Source organism: Mycobacterium sp. TH-M11 (genome assembly GCF_057473725.1).
The window spans coordinates 1-17004 of record NZ_JBYCLD010000016.1 but is presented as its reverse complement, the minus strand read 5'-3'; the positions used below and the strand labels follow the sequence as shown (position 1 = coordinate 17004).

At 68.7% G+C, this 17004-nt stretch carries 17 protein-coding genes; 7 read left to right on the top strand and 10 right to left on the bottom strand.

What is annotated here, in order from left to right; all coding sequences use genetic code 11:
* Nucleotides 1-79: 79 nt before the first annotated feature.
* From AC2VOG_RS00745 to mbtN, 5 genes are read left to right on the top strand one after another with little or no spacing between them, the layout of a single operon-like run.
* Nucleotides 80-1522: a CCA tRNA nucleotidyltransferase gene (locus tag AC2VOG_RS00745; RefSeq protein ID WP_486938003.1), complete on the top strand. Its 1443-nt coding sequence runs from the start codon at nt 80-82 to the stop codon at nt 1520-1522.
* A gap of 24 nt (nt 1523-1546) precedes the next feature.
* Entirely contained in the window at nt 1547-2071 is a 525-nt protein-coding gene (locus AC2VOG_RS00740) for a pullulanase (protein ID WP_486938002.1), read from the top strand.
* Between the two features lie 39 nt (nt 2072-2110).
* Nucleotides 2111-2377, top strand: coding sequence for an acyl carrier protein (locus AC2VOG_RS00735; RefSeq protein ID WP_486938001.1), 267 nt, complete (start codon nt 2111-2113; stop codon nt 2375-2377).
* On the top strand, nt 2374-3954 hold the full coding sequence (gene mbtM / locus AC2VOG_RS00730) for a long-chain-fatty acid--ACP ligase MbtM (RefSeq protein WP_486938000.1): 1581 nt from the start codon (nt 2374-2376) through the stop codon (nt 3952-3954). Before AC2VOG_RS00735 ends, mbtM begins: the two co-directional genes overlap by 4 nt.
* Nucleotides 3951-5099: a mycobactin biosynthesis acyl-ACP dehydrogenase MbtN gene (mbtN, locus tag AC2VOG_RS00725; protein ID WP_486937999.1), complete on the top strand. Its 1149-nt coding sequence runs from the start codon at nt 3951-3953 to the stop codon at nt 5097-5099. Before mbtM ends, mbtN begins: the two co-directional genes overlap by 4 nt.
* Here the strand turns inward: mbtN and AC2VOG_RS00720 are convergent.
* The 3 genes from AC2VOG_RS00720 to AC2VOG_RS00710 are packed head-to-tail and all read right to left on the bottom strand — an operon-like array spanning nt 5096 to nt 7825.
* Complete coding sequence (locus tag AC2VOG_RS00720; protein WP_486937998.1) at nt 5096-5716, bottom strand: GNAT family N-acetyltransferase; 621 nt, start codon at nt 5714-5716, stop codon at nt 5096-5098. The genes mbtN and AC2VOG_RS00720 overlap by 4 nt on opposite strands.
* 48 nt (nt 5717-5764) lie before the next feature.
* Nucleotides 5765-6538 (bottom strand): TIGR03084 family metal-binding protein, encoded by a 774-nt coding sequence (locus AC2VOG_RS00715; RefSeq protein ID WP_486937997.1) that lies wholly within the window; start codon nt 6536-6538, stop codon nt 5765-5767.
* Between the two features lie 9 nt (nt 6539-6547).
* The gene (locus AC2VOG_RS00710) at nt 6548-7825 is read right to left on the bottom strand and encodes an MFS transporter (protein ID WP_486937996.1); all 1278 of its coding nucleotides are present in this window, start codon (nt 7823-7825) and stop codon (nt 6548-6550) included.
* A gap of 118 nt (nt 7826-7943) precedes the next feature.
* On the opposite strand from AC2VOG_RS00710, the gene AC2VOG_RS00705 reads away from it, so the two are divergent.
* A complete protein-coding gene (locus AC2VOG_RS00705) occupies nt 7944-8549 on the top strand; it encodes a YqgE/AlgH family protein (protein WP_486937995.1) in 606 nt (201 codons plus the stop codon).
* Nucleotides 8550-8600: 51 nt separating this feature from the next.
* Here AC2VOG_RS00705 and AC2VOG_RS00700 read toward each other — a convergent pair whose 3' ends face one another.
* From AC2VOG_RS00700 to AC2VOG_RS00690, 3 genes are read right to left on the bottom strand one after another with little or no spacing between them, the layout of a single operon-like run.
* Entirely contained in the window at nt 8601-9590 is a 990-nt protein-coding gene (locus tag AC2VOG_RS00700; protein ID WP_486937994.1) for a bile acid:sodium symporter family protein, read from the bottom strand.
* A 4-nt stretch (nt 9591-9594) separates the two neighbouring features.
* Nucleotides 9595-9936, bottom strand: a complete 342-nt coding sequence (locus AC2VOG_RS00695; RefSeq protein WP_486937993.1) for a hypothetical protein — start codon at nt 9934-9936, stop codon at nt 9595-9597.
* Between the two features lie 43 nt (nt 9937-9979).
* A complete protein-coding gene (locus AC2VOG_RS00690) occupies nt 9980-10852 on the bottom strand; it encodes an LpqN/LpqT family lipoprotein (RefSeq protein ID WP_486937992.1) in 873 nt (290 codons plus the stop codon).
* A 174-nt stretch (nt 10853-11026) separates the two neighbouring features.
* On the opposite strand from AC2VOG_RS00690, the gene leuS reads away from it, so the two are divergent.
* Nucleotides 11027-13888 carry a leucine--tRNA ligase gene (leuS, locus tag AC2VOG_RS00685; RefSeq protein WP_486938023.1) on the top strand — a complete coding sequence of 954 codons (2862 nt, stop codon included), beginning with the start codon at nt 11027-11029 and terminating at the stop codon, nt 13886-13888.
* A gap of 196 nt (nt 13889-14084) precedes the next feature.
* Here leuS and AC2VOG_RS00680 read toward each other — a convergent pair whose 3' ends face one another.
* From AC2VOG_RS00680 to AC2VOG_RS00665, 4 genes are all read right to left on the bottom strand, one after another.
* Entirely contained in the window at nt 14085-14753 is a 669-nt protein-coding gene (locus tag AC2VOG_RS00680) for an SDR family oxidoreductase (protein ID WP_486937991.1), read from the bottom strand.
* A 33-nt stretch (nt 14754-14786) separates the two neighbouring features.
* Nucleotides 14787-15296, bottom strand: coding sequence for a MarR family winged helix-turn-helix transcriptional regulator (locus AC2VOG_RS00675; RefSeq protein ID WP_486937990.1), 510 nt, complete (start codon nt 15294-15296; stop codon nt 14787-14789).
* Nucleotides 15297-15350: 54 nt separating this feature from the next.
* Nucleotides 15351-16082: an amino acid ABC transporter ATP-binding protein gene (locus tag AC2VOG_RS00670; RefSeq protein WP_486937989.1), complete on the bottom strand. Its 732-nt coding sequence runs from the start codon at nt 16080-16082 to the stop codon at nt 15351-15353.
* The coding region (locus AC2VOG_RS00665; protein ID WP_486937988.1) for an amino acid ABC transporter permease at nt 16079-17004 on the bottom strand (926 nt) is incomplete at its 5' end. The genes AC2VOG_RS00670 and AC2VOG_RS00665, both read right to left, overlap by 4 nt.

Below are 17004 nucleotides of genomic sequence, written 5' to 3'. Positions count from 1 at the left end.
TAGTAGCTGGCGTGCTCAGACGCCCTGGGCTCACTCGCCGGTAGTGAGCTGGGGGATCGGGCGATTACGCTGTGGTCCCGTGCCCGAAGAGCCCCAGGATGCCGAGCTGTTGGCCGCCGCCGTGGTTGCCTTGCACAGTCACGCCGCCGTCCTGGGCGAACTCGGAGCGGTGTTCGCGCAGGCCGGCCACGAGCTGTATCTGGTCGGCGGTTCGGTGCGTGACGCCGTGCTGGGCCGGCTCAGCAGCGATCTGGACTTCGCCACCGATGCGCGCCCCGAGCGGCTGCAGACGTTGCTGCGGCCCTGGGCCGACGCGGTGTGGGACACCGGCATCGAGTTCGGCACGGTCGGTGCCGAGAAAAACGGCCAGCGCCTGGAGATCACCACGTTTCGGGCCGACCGCTACGACGGCGTGTCCCGCAACCCGGAGGTCCGATTCGGCGACTCACTCGAGGACGACCTGGTGCGCCGCGATTTCACCGTGAACGCGATGGCCGTGCGCATAACATCCTGTGGCGCGGCCGAATTCGTCGACCCTCTGGATGGTTTGGCAGCGCTGCGGGCACGCATGCTCGACACCCCCGCGGCGCCGTCGGTGTCATTCGGCGACGACCCGCTGCGGATGCTGCGGGCCGCCCGCTTCGTCTCGCAGCTGGGTTTCGACGTGGCGCCGCGGGTGCTGGAGGCGATCATCGACATGGCGCCACAGCTGGAGCGGATCACCGTCGAGCGGGTCGCCGCCGAACTGGACAAGCTGCTACTGGGCGTGGACCCGGTGGCCGGCATCGACCTGATGGTGCAGACCGGGATGGGCGACGTGGTGCTGCCCGACGTCGGCGCCATGCGGATGGCCATCGACGAGCACCACCAGCACAAGGACGTCTACGAGCATTCGCTGACCGTGCTGCGCCAAGCCATCGCGCTGGAAGATGACGGACCCGACTTGGTGTTGCGCTGGGCGGCGCTGCTGCACGACATCGGCAAGCCCGCGACGCGTCGGCTCGAAGCCGACGGCGGGGTCAGCTTCCACCACCACGAGGTGGTCGGTGCCAAGATGACCCGAAAACGCCTGCGCGCGTTGAAGTATTCCAAACAACTCGTCGACGACGTCGCTCAGCTGGTGTATCTGCATCTGCGGTTCCACGGGTACGGCGGCGGCAGGTGGACCGACTCGGCGGTGCGCCGGTATGTCACCGATGCGGGGCCGCTGTTGCCGCGGCTGCACAAGCTGGTGCGCGCCGATTGCACCACCCGCAACAAGCGGCGGGCCGCCCGGCTGCAGGCCAACTACGACGACCTGGAAAACCGGATCGCCGAGCTCGCCGCGCGCGAGGATTTGCAACGGGTCCGCCCGGACCTCGACGGCAACGAGATCATGGAGCTGCTGGGTATCCCGGCCGGCCCGCAGGTGGGCGAGGCGTGGCGGCACCTCAAGGAGCTCCGCTTGGACCGCGGACCGCTCACCCGTGATGAGGCGATCGCCGAGCTGAAGTCCTGGTGGGCGGCCCGGGGGAACCAGTAGGCGTCGGCCCGCGTCGGATCGGGTATGGAGTACTGCCTGAGCGCCGGTGACGGCGCAGCGACAATCTGGGACCACGGACCGGATCTCGACCTCGACGGTGACGGCCGCCTCGATGCGGTCGCCCTGGATCTCGACCACGACGGCCTGGCCGATGACGCGCTGGCCGACCTGGACGGCGACGGCATCGCCGATCACGCCGTGCTCGACGTCAACGGCGCCGGCGCGCGGTATTACACCGACGAGGGCACCGGGACTTGGGCGGTGGCCGCCGAGCGGCCACCGCGAACCGCGTCGCAGCTGCGCTGGTTCGGGCTCGACGGCGTCGAGCACACCGGCACACCGCCGACCGGCTTCGGCCCGCCGGGCAACGACGTTCGGCTGCTCGACAGCGACGGCAACGGTCTGGCCGACCGCGCCCTGGTCATCGGCGCCGACGGCGTGACGGGCTACGTCGACACCGACGGCGACGGCCGGTGGGACGTCAAACTGACCGACACCGACGGCGACGGTGCGGCCGACTCGGCCAGTGTGCTGGCGCCCAAAACGTAGGCCCCTGTCGGCGTCGCCCGCCCGGTACTGTCTCGGCCCATGACCTCCGACTCGTCGCGCCCGGATTCGGTGAGTGCGGCATTGACCGAGATCCTGCGGGACGACCTCAACATCGACGTCAGCCGGGTGAGCCGAGAGTCGCGGCTGGTCGACGACGTCGGCCTGGACTCGGTGGCGTTCGCGGTGGGCATGGTCGCGATCGAGGACAAGCTCGGCGTGGTGGTCAACGAGCGGGAGTTGCTGGGCTGCGACACCGTCGGCGACCTGGAGAACATCATCCGGGCAAAGGCCCCGGCCGGCCGGTGAGCGTGCTGGCCACCGCCCTGTCCAGGGCGATGCGCACGTCCGCTCACGACCTGGTGGTCTTCGACAAGGAGGCCGACACCTGGACCCGTCAGCCCTGGTCGCAGGTCCACGCCCGCGCCGAAGGCATTGCCGCCCGCATCCTCGATCAGGCGCACGTCGGCGCGGTCGGGTTGGTCGGTGAGCCGACGGCCGACCTCGTCGCGGCCATCCACGCCGCCTGGCTGGCCGGGCGCAGCGTATCGATTCTGCCCGGCCCGGTCCGCGGCGCCGACCCGCGGCGGTGGGCGCAGGCGACGCTGGCCCGATTCGACGGCATCGGCGTGCGCACGGTGCTCAGCCACGGCGACGAATTGGTCCTGCTGGCAGGGCATGCCGGCGGGCCGGCGGTGCTCGACCTGACCGCCGTCGCGCACGAACCGTCGACCAACTTCACGCCCGTCGAGGCGGCGCCCGGAACGCCGGCGATACTGCAGGGCACCGCGGGGTCTACCGGAAACCCGCGCACCGCAAAGCTTTCCGCGGAGGCGGTGCACAACAACGTCACCGGCCTGCTCGCCCGCATCGGCGTCGACCCAGCCGTCGACGGGGGTTGCACGTGGCTGCCGCTCTATCACGACATGGGGCTGACGTTCCTGCTCAGCGGCGCGCTGGGAATGACGCCGGTCTGGCTGGCCCCGACATCGGCGTTCACCGCGTCGCCGTTCCGCTGGCTGCGCTGGCTCAGCGAGAGCGGCATGTCGCTGACCGCCGCACCGAACATGGCCTATTCCATGATCGGCAAGTACGCCCGACTGGTCTCCGACGTCGACCTCGGCCGGGTGCGGTTCGCCATCAACGGGGGCGAGCCGGTCGACTGCGCCGGCCTGCGGCAGTTCGCGGATGCGTTGCGCCCCTTCGGTTTTCACGCCGGGGCGCTGGCTCCGTCCTACGGGCTGGCCGAATCGACCTGCGCGGTGACCACACCGCGGCCGGGTCGCGGGCTGCGCTATGACGAAATCGACTCCGGCGCAGCCGAACCGCGTCGACACGCATGCTTGGGTGAGCCGATCGATGGCATGGAAATTCGCGTCAACCACGAGTCTGACCACTCCGCCGAGGTGCCGGGCCGTGCCGTCGGCGAGATCGAGATCCGCGGCACCTCGATGATGTCCGGCTACCTCGGCGATGCCCCGCTCAAGCCCGGCGCCTGGTTCCCGACCGGCGACCTGGGCTATCTCACCAGAGACGGGCTGGTGGTCTGCGGGCGGGCCAAGGAGATCATCACCGTCGCCGGGCGCAACATCTTTCCCGCCGAGATCGAGCGGGTCGCCGCCGAAATCCGCGGTGTGCGGGAGGGCGCGGTGGTCGCCGTCGGCACCGACGATGACGCGACCCGGCCGGGTCTGGTAATCACCGCCGAGTTCCGCGGCCCCGACGAAGCCGGCGCCCGCCGTGAACTGGTCGCCAAGGTGGCGTCGGAGTGCGGCGTCGTGCCCGCCAACGTGGTGTTCGTCCGGCCCGGGACGCTGCCGCGCACCTCGTCGGGCAAGCTGCGGCGCCTCGAAGTCAAACGGAATGTGGCCCAGGTGAAGACGTGACCGGTGAGCTGAGCATCGACGAGTACCGCGCGCTGCTCGACGAGGTGTTCACCGGCGAGGTGATCAAGTGGACTGCCGAAGCCGAAGTCACCGAACGCTTTCCACGCCAGCTGATTGAGCATCTCGGTGAACGCGGGGTGTTCGCGCAGAAGTGGCTGGGCGGCCCGCATCCCGATGTCGCCAAGTTGGTCGCGTTGGCGTTCGCGCTGGGGCGGCTGGGCTCGGCCGGCATCGGTGTCGGCGTCAGTCTGCACGACTCGGCGATTGCGATCCTGCGCCGTTTCGCCCGGTCGGACTTTCTCAAGGACATCTGCGAGCAGGCCATCCGCGGCGAGGTGGTGCTGTGCATCGGCGCCTCCGAGGAGTCGGGCGGTTCGGACCTGCAGATCGTCGAGACCGAAGTCCGCTCTGCCCGGGGTGGATTCGAAGTCCGTGGCGTCAAGAAATTCGTGTCGCTCTCGCCGGTGGCAGACCACATCATGGTGGTCGCCCGCGGTGTCGATGACGACAACGCCGGCCGACACGGCAACGTGCTGGTGATCGCGGTGCCGACGGCGCAGTGCGACGTCCAGACGCCGTACCGCAAAGTCGGCGCGGCGCCGCTGGACACCGCCGCGGTACACATCGACACCTGGGTGCCCGCCGACGCGCTGATCGCACGCCCCGGAACGGGTTTGGCGGCGATCTCCTGGGGGTTGGCGCACGAGCGGATGTCGATCGCCGGTCAGGTCGCCGGTGGTTGCCAGCGGGTGCTGGGCATCACGCACGCCAGGATGGTCGAGCGGCGGCAGTTCGGCGCGACCCTGTTCGAGCATCAGGCGTTGCGGCTGCGCATCGCCGACCTGCAGGCCCGCGTCGACCTACTCCGCCACGGGCTCAACGGGATTGCCGTGCAAGGCAAGCTCGATCTGCGGGCTGCGGCCGCCGTGAAGGTCAGCGCCGCGCGACTGGGCGAAGAGGTGCTCTCGGAATGCATGCACATCTTCGGCGGGTCCGGCTACCTGGTCGACGAGACGCCGCTGGGCCGGTGGTGGCGCGACATGAAGCTGGCCCGCGTCGGTGGCGGCACCGACGAGGTGCTGTGGGAGTTGGTCGCTGCGGCAATGCAACCCGACTATGACGGCTACCGTGAACTGAACGGCTAGCGGGCCCGCGGTACGTCGTCGGGCGTGCGCGCCAACGCGTACAACGCCATCCGCCGGTTGCTCATGTCGTGCTCGCCGAGGAACGTGCAGCCGGCATATTCACACAGCCGGCGCGCCGAGGCGTTGCGGTAATCAGGGTCGAACATGATTCGGCGGCAACAGGGTTCGACGTCGAAGACGCTGGCGACGATCCGCGGCAGCAGGAACGGGCCGAGCCCCTTGTTGACGATCGAGAGTTCGGCGATCGCGGCATGCAGACCGACGTCATAGGGATCAGCGTCGTAGCGGCTGGCGATGGAATCCTTTGCGGCGCGGTACACCTCGACGTAGCCGCTGTCTTCGCCGTTCATGCTGCCGACGAACGGGCGGGAATAGTCGCCCGCGCACTGGGCATGCAGGTAATCCCGCCACCGCTCAACCGGCCAGTCCGACTCCCAGGCCTCCACCAGGTGCGCCATGTTCATCCACCGCGAGATCATCGCCGCGTCGTCATCGGGGTCGACCGGCCGCAGCGCATAGGGGTCGGCCAGCACCGGCGTGGGCGGCGGTGGAACGGCCCGGACCGCGTCGCTGAGTTCGGTCAGCTCCCGCGGCAGGACGAGCAACGGTTCAGCCATAACGAGCGCAGAGCCTACCGGAAATCAGGTTAGGGTAACCTTGCCCGCCTAGCGGCCGGTCCCGGGCGGCCCTGCGAACGCCTGCGCGATCGGCAGCCAGCGCGCCGCGTCCTCGCCGGAGGCGGTGACATCGAGCTCGCGCAGTGGGCGTCGCTGGGTGACCAGGCAACAGAAGTCCTCGGCCGACCCGGTGACCCGTTGCGCCGCCTCGGCAGGTCCCCACGTCCAGAGGCTGCCGTCGGGTGCGCGCAACTCCACGCGGAACGGCTCGCCCGGCGGCGCCAGCTCGTGGATGACGAACGCGAAGTCGCGGGTACGCACGCCGATGTGGGCGATGGAACGCAGCCGGGCGGTCGCGGGGCGGGTCACCCCGAGCGCGTCGGCAACGTCGAGACCGTGCGCCCAGGTCTCCATCAACCGGGCGGTGGCCATCGACGGGCCGCTCATCGGCGGGCCGAACCACGGCAGCTTGCGCCCGTCGTCGACGGTCAGCAGCGCGTCGTGTAACCGCGAACGGGTGGCCCGCCAGTCGGCGAGCAACTCGGTGGGTGGAACAGCGGCCAGCTCGTCGGCCGCGGCGTTGACGAAGCCGATCGGGTCGTCGAGCGCGGACTTGACCACGTCGGCGAAGCCGTCCTCGTCGGTGACCGACACCAGCGCGCCGCGGTCGGTCCACAGCAGGTGCCCGATCTGGTGGGCGATCGTCCACCCCGCGGCGGGCGTCGGCGTGTTCCAGCGGTCGGCGGGCAGCGCCGCGACCAGAGCGTCCAGCTCGGCGCTTTCGGCGCGCAGGTCGTCGACAATCTGCGAAAGGTCGGCCATCTGGGTACCTTAACGACTCGCCGCCCGCCCGATGACGAAGTGTGCGCCAAGCCCGCAGAGATAGACGAGACTGCCGGCCACCACCAGCGCGGGGGAGTGCCCGTCAGCGGGAATCACGCAGGCCGCCGCCGTGATCGCGGCCAGGAACGCCACCCAGAACAGCGAATCCTGCACCGCGAATACGTGCCCGCGCAGGGCGTCGTCCACATCGAGCTGCATCGCGGTGTCGGCGCACAGCTTCACCACCTGACCCAGCCCGCCGAGCAGGAAGCCCGCCATCACCAGTACCCACAGCTGCAAACCGACACCGACGATCTCGACGGCGGCGGCAACCGCCAGGGCGCCGTTGGCCGCGGCGTAGCGCCCCCATCGGCGGACGACCACCGGTGTCACCAGGTTGGCCAGAAAGGAGCCGGCCCCGGCCGCGGCGACGAACAGCAGCGCGCTGCCCAGAGGGGACACCGGCCCGGCGTTGCCGGTGCGCACCAACAGCAACATCAGCAGCGAGTTGATGCCGAACACCATTCGATGTGCGGCCAGCCCGGACAGTGTCGCGGCGACCGTGGGCCGATCCAGCACGGTTCGCCCGCCGTGCAGCCAACCCGTGACGACGGCGTAGATCACCGAGCCGTGGATCGCGCTCCGGGTGTCGTCGGGCCCCAGCACGTGGTCGTCGAACCGCAGCGAAAGTAGCAGCGCGACCAGTAGTGGGACGGTGACCAGCAAGATCGCCACCGCGGCGCCGCTGTTGCCGGAACCGACCAGCACACGCGGCACCAGCATGAAGTTGGCACCGAGGAACGCCGCGACTGCGCCGATCGCCGCTGCGAGCGAGTTCATCGTGACAACCTGCTCGCCGGGCACCACATGCGGCAGCGCGGCCGACATTCCCGACGAGACGAACCGGGACAACCCGTTGACCATCAGCGCGCCGCCCAACACCAGCATGTCGCGGACCCCCAGCGCAAGACAGATCCCCACCAGGCCCACCGACACCAGCCGGCCGACGTTGGCGGACACCAGCACCAGCCGGCGGTCCCAGCGGTCCATCAGCGCGCCGGCGAACGGACCAAGCAACGAGTACGGCAAGAACAGCACCGCGAAGGCGCCTGCGATGGCCAGCGGGCTCGAAGCCCGCTCGGGGTTGAACAGCAGGGCGCCGGCCAGGCCGGCCTGGAAGAGTCCGTCGGCGAACTGGCTGGCCAGCCGCAGTTCCAGCAGCCGCCTGAAATCGGGCAGCGCGCGTACCGACCGCCAGACGGCCGCCGGCGCTCGCGGATGAGTCACGGAACCTGCCTCCCGTCGGGCCGGCGGTGTCCGGACGCGGAGTAACAACACTACAAATTCGCGTTTCGCGGCCTACTTGTTGACCACGGTCGGCGGCCGTGGATGCCATGATGGTGCAGTGGCGCAGTCCGAGGACCCAGAGGATTTCATCGCCCCTGCCGCACAACGGGTGCGGGCGGGCACATTGCTTCTGGCCAACACGGATCTGCTCGAGCCGACGTTCCGGCGCAGCGTGATTTACATCGTCGAACACAACGACGGGGGCACGCTGGGTGTGGTGCTCAACCGGCCCAGTGAGACCGCCGTGTACAACGTTTTACCGCAGTGGGCCAAGCTCGCGTCGAAGCCGAAGACGATGTTCATCGGCGGGCCGGTGAAGCGCGACGCGGCGCTGTGCCTGGCGGTGCTGCGGGTCGGCGCCGTGCCCGACGGCGTGGCGGGCCTGCGCCACGTGGCCGGCCGGATGGCGATGGTCGATCTCGACGCCGACCCCGCGGCCATCGCCACGGCCGTGGAAGGAGTCCGCATTTTCGCCGGATACTCGGGCTGGACGATCGGCCAGCTCGAAGGCGAGATCGAGCGCGACGACTGGATTGTGTTGTCGGCGTTGCCTTCTGACGTGCTTGTCGAGCAGCGGGTGGACCTGTGGGGTCGGGTGCTGCGCCGTCAGCCGCAGCCGTTGTCGATGCTGGCCACCCACCCGATCGACGTCAGCCGCAACTAGGGCGATCGCGAGGCCGGTGTTTGCCCGGCCGAAGCGGGTCGCCCTTTCGGGCTAAGCTGCCACCGCCGCGGCGGCGTCGCCTCGGGAGAGCCGACTCGCGATCACCGAGCACACGATCAGCTGGATCTGGTGAAAGATCATCAGCGGCAACATGATCACGCCGACGGTTGCCGCGGGAAAGAACACCAGCGCCATCGGCAGCCCGGAAGCCAGGCTCTTTTTGGAGCCGCAGAACAGCAGCACGATGCGATCGCCGCGGTCCAGACCGACCACCCGCCCGAGTAGGCCGGTGAAGCCGAGCACCACCGCCAGCAACACGGTGCTGACCAGCGCCACGACCGCCAATTGCCAGGTGTCGACGCTGGCCCAGATGTGCGCTGCCATGCCCATCGAGAACGCGGTGTAGACGACCAGCAGGATCGAGCCGCGGTCGACGAGCTTGGTCAGGACGGCGTGCCGGATCACCCAGTCGGCCACCCACGGGCGCATCAGCTGGCCCGCCACGAACGGCAGCAAGAGTTGCACCGCCACGTCGCGGACGGCGGTGGCGTCCAGCTGGGCGCCACCTTGGGTATCCATCAGCAGGACGACCAGCAGCGGGGTCAGCCCGATGCCGACGATGTTGGACAGCGAGGCACTGACCAGCGCTGCCGAGACATTGCCCCGCGCAATCGAGGTGAACGCGATGGAGGACTGCACTGTCGACGGGACCAGGCACAGGAACAGCAGCCCGTTGTACAGGTCGCGGTTCAGCAGCCAGGGCACCAGTGCGCGCGCAGCCAGCCCGAGTAGCGGAAAGACGACGAACGTGGTGGCCAGCACCAGCAGATGCAACTGCCAGCGCTTGACCCCCTGCCACGCCTGCCCCGGCGAGAGCCTCGCTCCGTACAGCCAAAACAGCAGCGCGATAACCGCTTTGGCGGCCACCGCCATGACATCGGCGAAGGCGCCCCGGGCCGGGAACACGGCCGCCACAGCGACGGTGGCGGCCATGGCCAGCAGGAAGGTGTCGATCGGCAGCGCCGACAGCTTTTTCCACATGCGGTCAGTGGCAGGTCAGGGTGCAGCCGGCGCAGGCCCTGCCGCAACCGGCGGTGGCCTCCTGTCGGCGCAGCGCGTATCGCGCCATCTGGTACGACCCAGCCGCGAGGGTGCCCAGAGCGCCGACCACGCAGACGCAGACCACCGTCAGGGCGGTGGCCGGCGGCGCGGCCAGAGCTACCGCTCCAGCGACGGCCAGCATGGTCGCGGCCGCCAGCTGTGGCGGCGCGACCGAACGCAGCGCCACCTCCGCGGTGCCGGTGCCGGCGGGCCGGGTCAGTGACCGCAACCCCAGAACGGCCAGGAGCACTGCTGCGCCGATGCACAACACTCCCGCGATGACCATGGGGACACCATACGAGGCGTCCGGATCGGGGGCAGCGCCGGCGTTAGTGAGCCAGTGCCTGGGGCGGCGCGACCACCGCGGGCGGCACGGCCACCGGCGGTGGCGGCGCGGGCGGGTTGGATCCGGGCGCGCCGGCGCGGAACCCGTTGACGATGCCGTCGGTGGCCTGCGCCTCGCCGACACCGCCGCCCGCCTCGGTCGTGACGGCCAGCGACACCAGGTAATTGTCCGGTCCGGACTTGACGATCACGTGCCGCCGCGACGTGTTGAGCGTCATCTCGTTCTGCCGATAGGTGCCCTCGATGAGCGACGACGGGGAGCCGTTGTAGTCGATCAACGACGCGTCGGTGGTACGCCAGGCGGGCAACTGTTCGCTGTCGATGAAGCCGTGCGAGATGGCCTCGTGCGGATCGAAATCGCCGACCAGTCGGTAGACCACGAGCTGGGCATTGGGGGTGTAGAGACTGGGGCTGCGCCGATTGGCGATCACGACGAACGCATCGGGGACGTTGGGATCGGGAACCTGGGTCCAGCCCTGCGGCATCGGCAGGACCAGGTCGAGCGCGGTGAAGCCGGCGGCTTTCTGCGGCTCCATCTTCACACCCTTGCCGTTGAAGAAGTCGCGCAACGTCCCCGCGGTGGCCGGCATCAGCGCCGGTGGGGCGGCCGCTTCGGGCGCGGGTGGCGGCGCGGCGGCGGGAACGGGCGGTGCGGCCTGCGGCGCCAGACCCGGCAGCGGGTTGCCGAGCGCCCCGGGGACCGCTTGTGGTGCCGGCGCGGGGATCGGTGCGGGAACGGGCCGGGGAGGGAGCACCGGGTCGGCCGACGCGGTGGGGCCGGCAACAGCCAGCACACCGGCGGCGCCGATGGCCAGGCCCGCGACCGTTACTCGCCAGCTACGGGCTATCTGCTTCATGAGGGGTGGTCCTTCCGGGCATTCGAAATCGCAGAAGATGACTGTAACCAGGCAGAACAGCTGGCTTCTAGCGCCGCGACCGACCTTTGACACACCTGCAATGAACCCTGATCGCTCTGCAATGCAACCGAGACCGGTGGCGGTCGGCGGGTCGCTCGACGGCGTCCTTATAACCTGTTGGGCGTGACCGACTCCGACCCCGACGCGCCGCGGTACCGCTACACCGCGGACCTGGCCGGCCGCATCGAAGCAACTTGGCAGGACAACTGGACCCGGCAGGGGACGTTCAACGTGCCCAACCCCGTCGGCTCGCTGGCGCCGGCGGACGGCACGGACCTCTTGCGATTACCTAACTCCAAGATGTTCGTTCAGGACATGTTTCCGTATCCGTCCGGCGAGGGCCTGCACGTCGGTCACCCGCTCGGCTACATCGCCACCGATGTGTACGCCCGCTATTTCCGGATGCGAGGCCGTAATGTGCTGCACGCGTTGGGCTTCGACGCTTTCGGCCTACCCGCCGAGCAGTACGCGGTACAGACCGGAACCCACCCGCGGAGCCGCACCGAGGCCAACATCGTCAACTTCCGGCGCCAGCTGGGCCGGTTGGGTTTCGGCCACGACAACCGCCGCAGCTTTTCCACCACCGACGCCGACTTCTACAAGTGGACGCAGTGGATCTTCCTGCAGATCTACAACGCGTGGTTCGACTCGGCCGCCGGAAAAGCCCGCCCGATCGCCGATCTGGTTGCCGAATTCGACTCTGGCGCACATAAATTGGGGGACGGCCGGAGATGGTCGACGCTGTCCGCCGGCGAGCGCGCCGATGTGGTCGACAGCCACCGGCTGGTGTATCAGTCCGAGTCGATGGTGAACTGGTGCCCGGGTCTGGGCACCGTGCTGGCCAACGAAGAGGTCACCGCCGACGGTCGCAGCGAGCGCGGCAACTTCCCGGTGTTCCGCAGGCGGTTGCGGCAGTGGATGATGCGGATCACCGCCTATTCCGACCGGCTGCTCGACGACCTCGATGTCCTGGACTGGCCGGAAAAGGTCAAGACGATGCAGCGCAACTGGATCGGCCGGTCTACCGGCGCGGCCGTGCTGTTCGGCTCGCCGGCGGGCAACCTGGAGGTGTTCACCACCCGGCCGGACACCCTTTTCGGTGCAACGTATCTGGTGCTGGCACCCGAACACGCGCTGGTCGACCGGCTGGCCGCGGCACAGTGGCCGCAGGGCGTCGACGCGCGGTGGACCTACGGCGAAGCCACCCCGGCACAGGCCGTCGCCGCCTACCGGAAGGCGATCGCCGCGAAATCCGATCTCGAGCGTCAGGAGAACAAGACCAAGACCGGTGTTTTCCTGGGCGCCTACGCGACCAACCCGGCCGACGGCACGCAGGTGCCGATCTTCATCGCCGACTACGTGCTGGCCGGCTACGGTACGGGTGCGATCATGGCTGTGCCCGGCCACGATCAGCGCGACTGGGAATTCGCCGCCGAGTTCGGGCTGCCGATCGTGGAAGTCATTGCTGGCGGCGATGTTTCGCAATCGGCCTATACCGGAGACGGCGTCCTGGTCAACTCCGACTACCTCAACGGGTTCGACGTCGCCGCGGCCAAGGAAGCCATCACCGCGCGGCTGGAATCCGACGGCCACGGCTGGGGTCGCGTCGAGTACAAGCTGCGGGACTGGCTTTTCGCGCGCCAACGCTATTGGGGTGAGCCGTTTCCGATCGTCTACGACGTCGACGGGCGTGCGCACGCGTTGGACGACGCCGACCTGCCGGTCGAACTGCCGGACGTGCCGGACTACGCGCCGGTGCTGTTCGACCCCGACGATGCCGACAGTGAACCGTCGCCTCCACTCGGTAAGGCCACCGGGTGGGTCAACGTCGAACTCGACCTCGGTGACGGCTTGCAGCCCTACACCCGCGACACCAACGTGATGCCGCAGTGGGCAGGCAGTTCCTGGTACGAACTGCGCTACACCGACCCCCACAATCCAGACCGCTTCTGCGACAAGGAGAACGAGGCGTACTGGATGGGGCCGCGGCCCGCCGAGCACGGGCCGGACGACCCTGGCGGGGTCGACCTCTACGTCGGCGGCGCCGAGCACGCGGTGCTGCACCTGCTGTACTCGCGGTTCTGGCACAAGGTGCTCTTCGACCTCGGCCATGTCAGCTCCCGCGAGCCGTACCGGCGCCTGATCAATCAGGGCTACATCCAGGCCTTCGCCTATACCGACGCCCGCGGCGCCTACGTGACGGCCGCCGACGTCGTCGAGCGCGACGGCAGGTTCTTCTATCCCGGCCCGGACGGCGACATCGAGGTTTTTCAGGAGTTCGGCAAAATCGGCAAGAGCCTGAAGAACTCGATTTCACCGGACGAAATGTGCGACGACTACGGGGCTGACACCCTGCGGGTGTACGAGATGTCGATGGGCCCGATCGAGGCCTCCCGCCCGTGGGCCACCAAGGATGTCGTTGGCGCACAGCGGTTTTTGCAGCGGGTATGGCGACTGGTGGTCGACGAGAACTCCGGTGCGGCCCGGGTCGCCGACGAGGAGTTGGAGACCGACACGCTGCGGCTGCTGCACCGCACTATCGCCGGCGTCTCGGAAGACTATGCGGCACTGCGCAACAACACCGCGGTAGCCAAGCTGATCGAATACACCAACCACCTGACCAAGCTGCACCGCGACGCCGCCCCGCGGGCCGCGGTCGAACCCCTGGTGCTGATGCTGGCGCCGGTCGCACCGCACCTGGCCGAAGAGCTCTGGCAGCGCCTGGGCCACCCGAATTCGCTGGCGCACGGGCCATTTCCCGTCGCTGATCCCACATATCTGGTCGAGGACACGGTGGAATACCCCGTGCAGGTCAACGGCAAGTTGCGCGGCCGGATCACTGTGTCGGCCGACGCGGCTGCCGATGCGGTGGAATCGGCCGCGCTGGCCGACGAGAAGGTGCAGGCGTTCCTGGCCGGCGGCACTCCGAAGAAGGTGATCGTCGTTCCCGGGAAGATGGTCAACCTGGTGGTCTGACCCGCCTCCTCCTCAGGCCGTTCCGGCCTGCATCGTCACCGGGCGTGTGCTCTGACCCGCCTCCTCCTCAGGCCGTTCCGGCCTGCATCGTCACCGGGCGTGTGGTCTGAGGCGCCCGATCTGACCCCGACTGTGCGGGTTGTGTGCGCGAAGGTGCCGGTATCGCCGTCATAACCTGCACAATCGACGCAGAAAGTTAGCCGCGCGGTCGGAGGATGATCTCGTGCAGGTGCCCGTCGGCCGGGGTGTTGATCGCCTGCGCGACGGCGGCGGCGACGGTATCCGTACGCAGGAACTGGTCGGCGTGGTAGTCGCCGCCCTCGTAAGACACCAAATCGCGCTGCATGTCGGTGTCGGTGCGGCCGGGGTAGACGGTGGTGACCCGCAGCGACGGCTCACTCAGTCGCAGCGAGTCGGCGAACGCCCGCAAAGCGAACTTGCTGGCCGAGTACGACGCCATGCTCTCCGACGCCCTGCGACCAGCCCCGGAGTTGATGAACACCACCTGGCCTGCGCCGCTTCGGAGCGCGGGGAGGAGGGCGAGCGTAACCGCTACAGCGCCAATGACGTTGACGTCGAAGGTGGCTCGCCACTGTTCGACGGTTGAGTGCGCGACGCGCCCGGGAAGCGAGATCCCGGCGTTGTGCACCAGCACGTCGAGCTCGCCGATCGCAGCGGTGGCGTCCGCGATCGTTCCCGGGTCGGTGACATCCACTGGTAGCGGGGTGGCGCCGAGTCGCTCCGCGGTGGCCTGCAGCGCGGACGACGGCCGTCCGGCCAGTAACAGGGTATGTGTCGGTGCCAGGGCGGTGGCGATGGCAGCGCCGATTCCGCGGCTGGCACCGGTGATGAGCGCTGTCTGCATGCCTGCCAGCGTAGTGATCGAGAACGGGAGGGTTTAGCCGCTCGCGTCTACGTTGGCGGCGACCGTCGAACTGGGCACCGACTCGCTGGCAGCGAGGCGCTCCAGGGGCGCAAGCGCTTTGGTCAGCGATTCCAGGTCGGATCCGCTGAGCTGGCTCAGCAACGCGGCCAGCGCGGTGATCCGGTTGGTCAGCGATTCGCGGTGCACCGACAGGCCTCGCGGGGTGATGTCGACCAGCACCGCGCGCAGGTCCGAGGGGTCGCGCGAGCGTTTCACCAGGCCGATCTTTTCCAGTCGGCGGATCGCCACCGTGGTGGTGGGTGTACGAACCCGCTCGTGCGCGGCCAGGTCTGTCATCCGCATCGGGCCGCGGTCGAGCAACGTGACCAAGATCGACAGCTGGGCCAGGGTGAGGTCGCTGGCCGTCGCCGCGCCGGCGCTGGGATCGCCGCGTCGCAGGATCGAAAACAGCTTGGAGAGCGTACGGTGAAGCCCCTCCGCCAGCTCAGTGAGCTCCGGCCCGGTGGCTTCGGTTTCCGCCATAGTTCGCTAGTCTAACCTGTCGGCGGTTCAGCGGCCCACAATTGGGTTTTGCCTTCACAGAACCTGCGACAAGAAGCGCTGTAGCCGCTCGGTGGCCGCCGCTTCGAAGATCTGCTCCGGCGGCCCGGTTTCCACCACCTGGCCGTGGTCCATGAACACGACCGTGTTGGACGTCGACCTGGCGAAAGCCATTTCATGGGTGACGACCAGCATCGTCATGCCTTCGGAGCCCAGATCGGCGATCAACGCGAGTATGCCTTTGACCAGCTCGGGGTCCAGGGCCGAGGTCGCCTCGTCGAACAGCATCACTTGCGGCGCCATCGCCAGCGCCCGGGCGATCGCCACCCTTTGCTGCTGGCCGCCAGAGAGGGCACCGGGCCGGCTTTCCGCCTTGTGCTTCATGCCCACCCGGTCCAGTTGGGCCAGAGCCGTTTCGCGGGCCTCGTCACCGGCGAGCCCGTTGAGCTTGCGTGGCGCCAGCATCACGTTGGCGAGCACGCTGAGGTGGGGAAAGAGGTTGAAGTGCTGGAACACCATGCCGATCCGCTGCCGCACGGCGTCGGGATTCTCGGTCAGGACGGATTTGCCGTCGAGCAGGATGTCGCCGCGATCGGGTTCGTGCAACCGATTGAGCGTGCGCAGCAGCGTCGACTTGCCAGACCCCGATGGCCCGATCACCGCGACGGTCTCACCCGCGGGCGCGGTGACGTCGACGCCCCGCAACACCGCAGTGCGCCCGAAGGACAGGTGAATCCCCTTGCCTTCCAACGATACTGAACCAATCACGTCATCGCCTGACTGATATCCAAGTCCGGCTCCGTCGCGGGCCGGCCGTGTCTGAGCCGATGGTCGACGACGTTGACCAGGTGAGTCAGCGGGATGGTGAGCAGCAGGTAGAACGCGCCCGCAGCCACCAGCGGCGATAGGCTGCCGGTCTGCGCATTGAGGTCGCGGCCGACCTGGAACAGCTCGCGCTGGCCGGCGATCAGGCCCAGGAAGTACACCAGCGCGGATCCTTTCAACAACGCGATGAACTGGTTGACCAGGGCGGGCAGCACCCGTCGGATCGCTTGGGGAATCACGATCAGCCGCATCGAGGCTCGGTAGCTCAGTCCCAGCGCCCGGGCGGCGTCGAGTTGGCCGGGCTCCACGCTCTGGATGCCGGCGCGGAAGATCTCGCCGACGTAGGCCGCCGCGGTCAACCCGAGCGCGGCGATTCCCAGCGGATAGGGATTGTTATTGGTCAGTCCGCCGACGAGCGGCCCGATCCCGAGCCCGATCAGCAAGATGATCACCACCTCGGGCAGGCCCCGGAAGATGTCGGTGTAGATCCGCGCCGGCCAGCGCAGCCAGCGCGCCCGTGAGATTCCGGCGACCGCCAGCCCGATGCCGACCGTCAGCCCGATCACGCCGGAACTGACGGTGAGGATCAGCGTGTTCGGCAGGCCCGTGGTCGCCATCGCCGGAATGGCCTGCTTGTAGAGCTCCCAGTCGAAGAACGAATCCCGCAGTTGGGTCAGCGTGGACTTCGGCGGCGCGGCCTCGTCGATCGTGCGGTGGTTTCGCTCGGCAATGGCCGCGAAGTCGGGAAGGTGCGGTGTCGGCGCCGATTTCGATCCGGGATGCCAGCCCCGCGGCAACGGTCGCGGCACCCAGTCGGTGTAGAGCTGCGACCAGGTGCCGTCGGCGATCACCGCGTCCAGCCCGG

What these genes read in the sequence shown, in the direction of transcription:
- AC2VOG_RS00675 (WP_486937990.1), bottom strand. Translation starts at nt 15,296, where the DNA reads ATGGCGGAAACCGAAGCCACCGGGCCGGAGCTCACTGAGCTGGCGGAG.
- AC2VOG_RS00720 (WP_486937998.1), bottom strand. Translation starts at nt 5,716, where the DNA reads ATGGCTGAACCGTTGCTCGTCCTGCCGCGGGAGCTGACCGAACTCAGC.
- AC2VOG_RS00695 (WP_486937993.1), bottom strand. Translation starts at nt 9,936, where the DNA reads ATGGTCATCGCGGGAGTGTTGTGCATCGGCGCAGCAGTGCTCCTGGCC.
- AC2VOG_RS00715 (WP_486937997.1), bottom strand. Translation starts at nt 6,538, where the DNA reads ATGGCCGACCTTTCGCAGATTGTCGACGACCTGCGCGCCGAAAGCGCC.
- AC2VOG_RS00690 (WP_486937992.1), bottom strand. Translation starts at nt 10,852, where the DNA reads ATGAAGCAGATAGCCCGTAGCTGGCGAGTAACGGTCGCGGGCCTGGCC.
- AC2VOG_RS00680 (WP_486937991.1), bottom strand. Translation starts at nt 14,753, where the DNA reads ATGCAGACAGCGCTCATCACCGGTGCCAGCCGCGGAATCGGCGCTGCC.
- AC2VOG_RS00700 (WP_486937994.1), bottom strand. Translation starts at nt 9,590, where the DNA reads ATGTGGAAAAAGCTGTCGGCGCTGCCGATCGACACCTTCCTGCTGGCC.
- AC2VOG_RS00735 (WP_486938001.1), top strand. Translation starts at nt 2,111, where the DNA reads ATGACCTCCGACTCGTCGCGCCCGGATTCGGTGAGTGCGGCATTGACC.
- AC2VOG_RS00740 (WP_486938002.1), top strand. Translation starts at nt 1,547, where the DNA reads ATGGAGTACTGCCTGAGCGCCGGTGACGGCGCAGCGACAATCTGGGAC.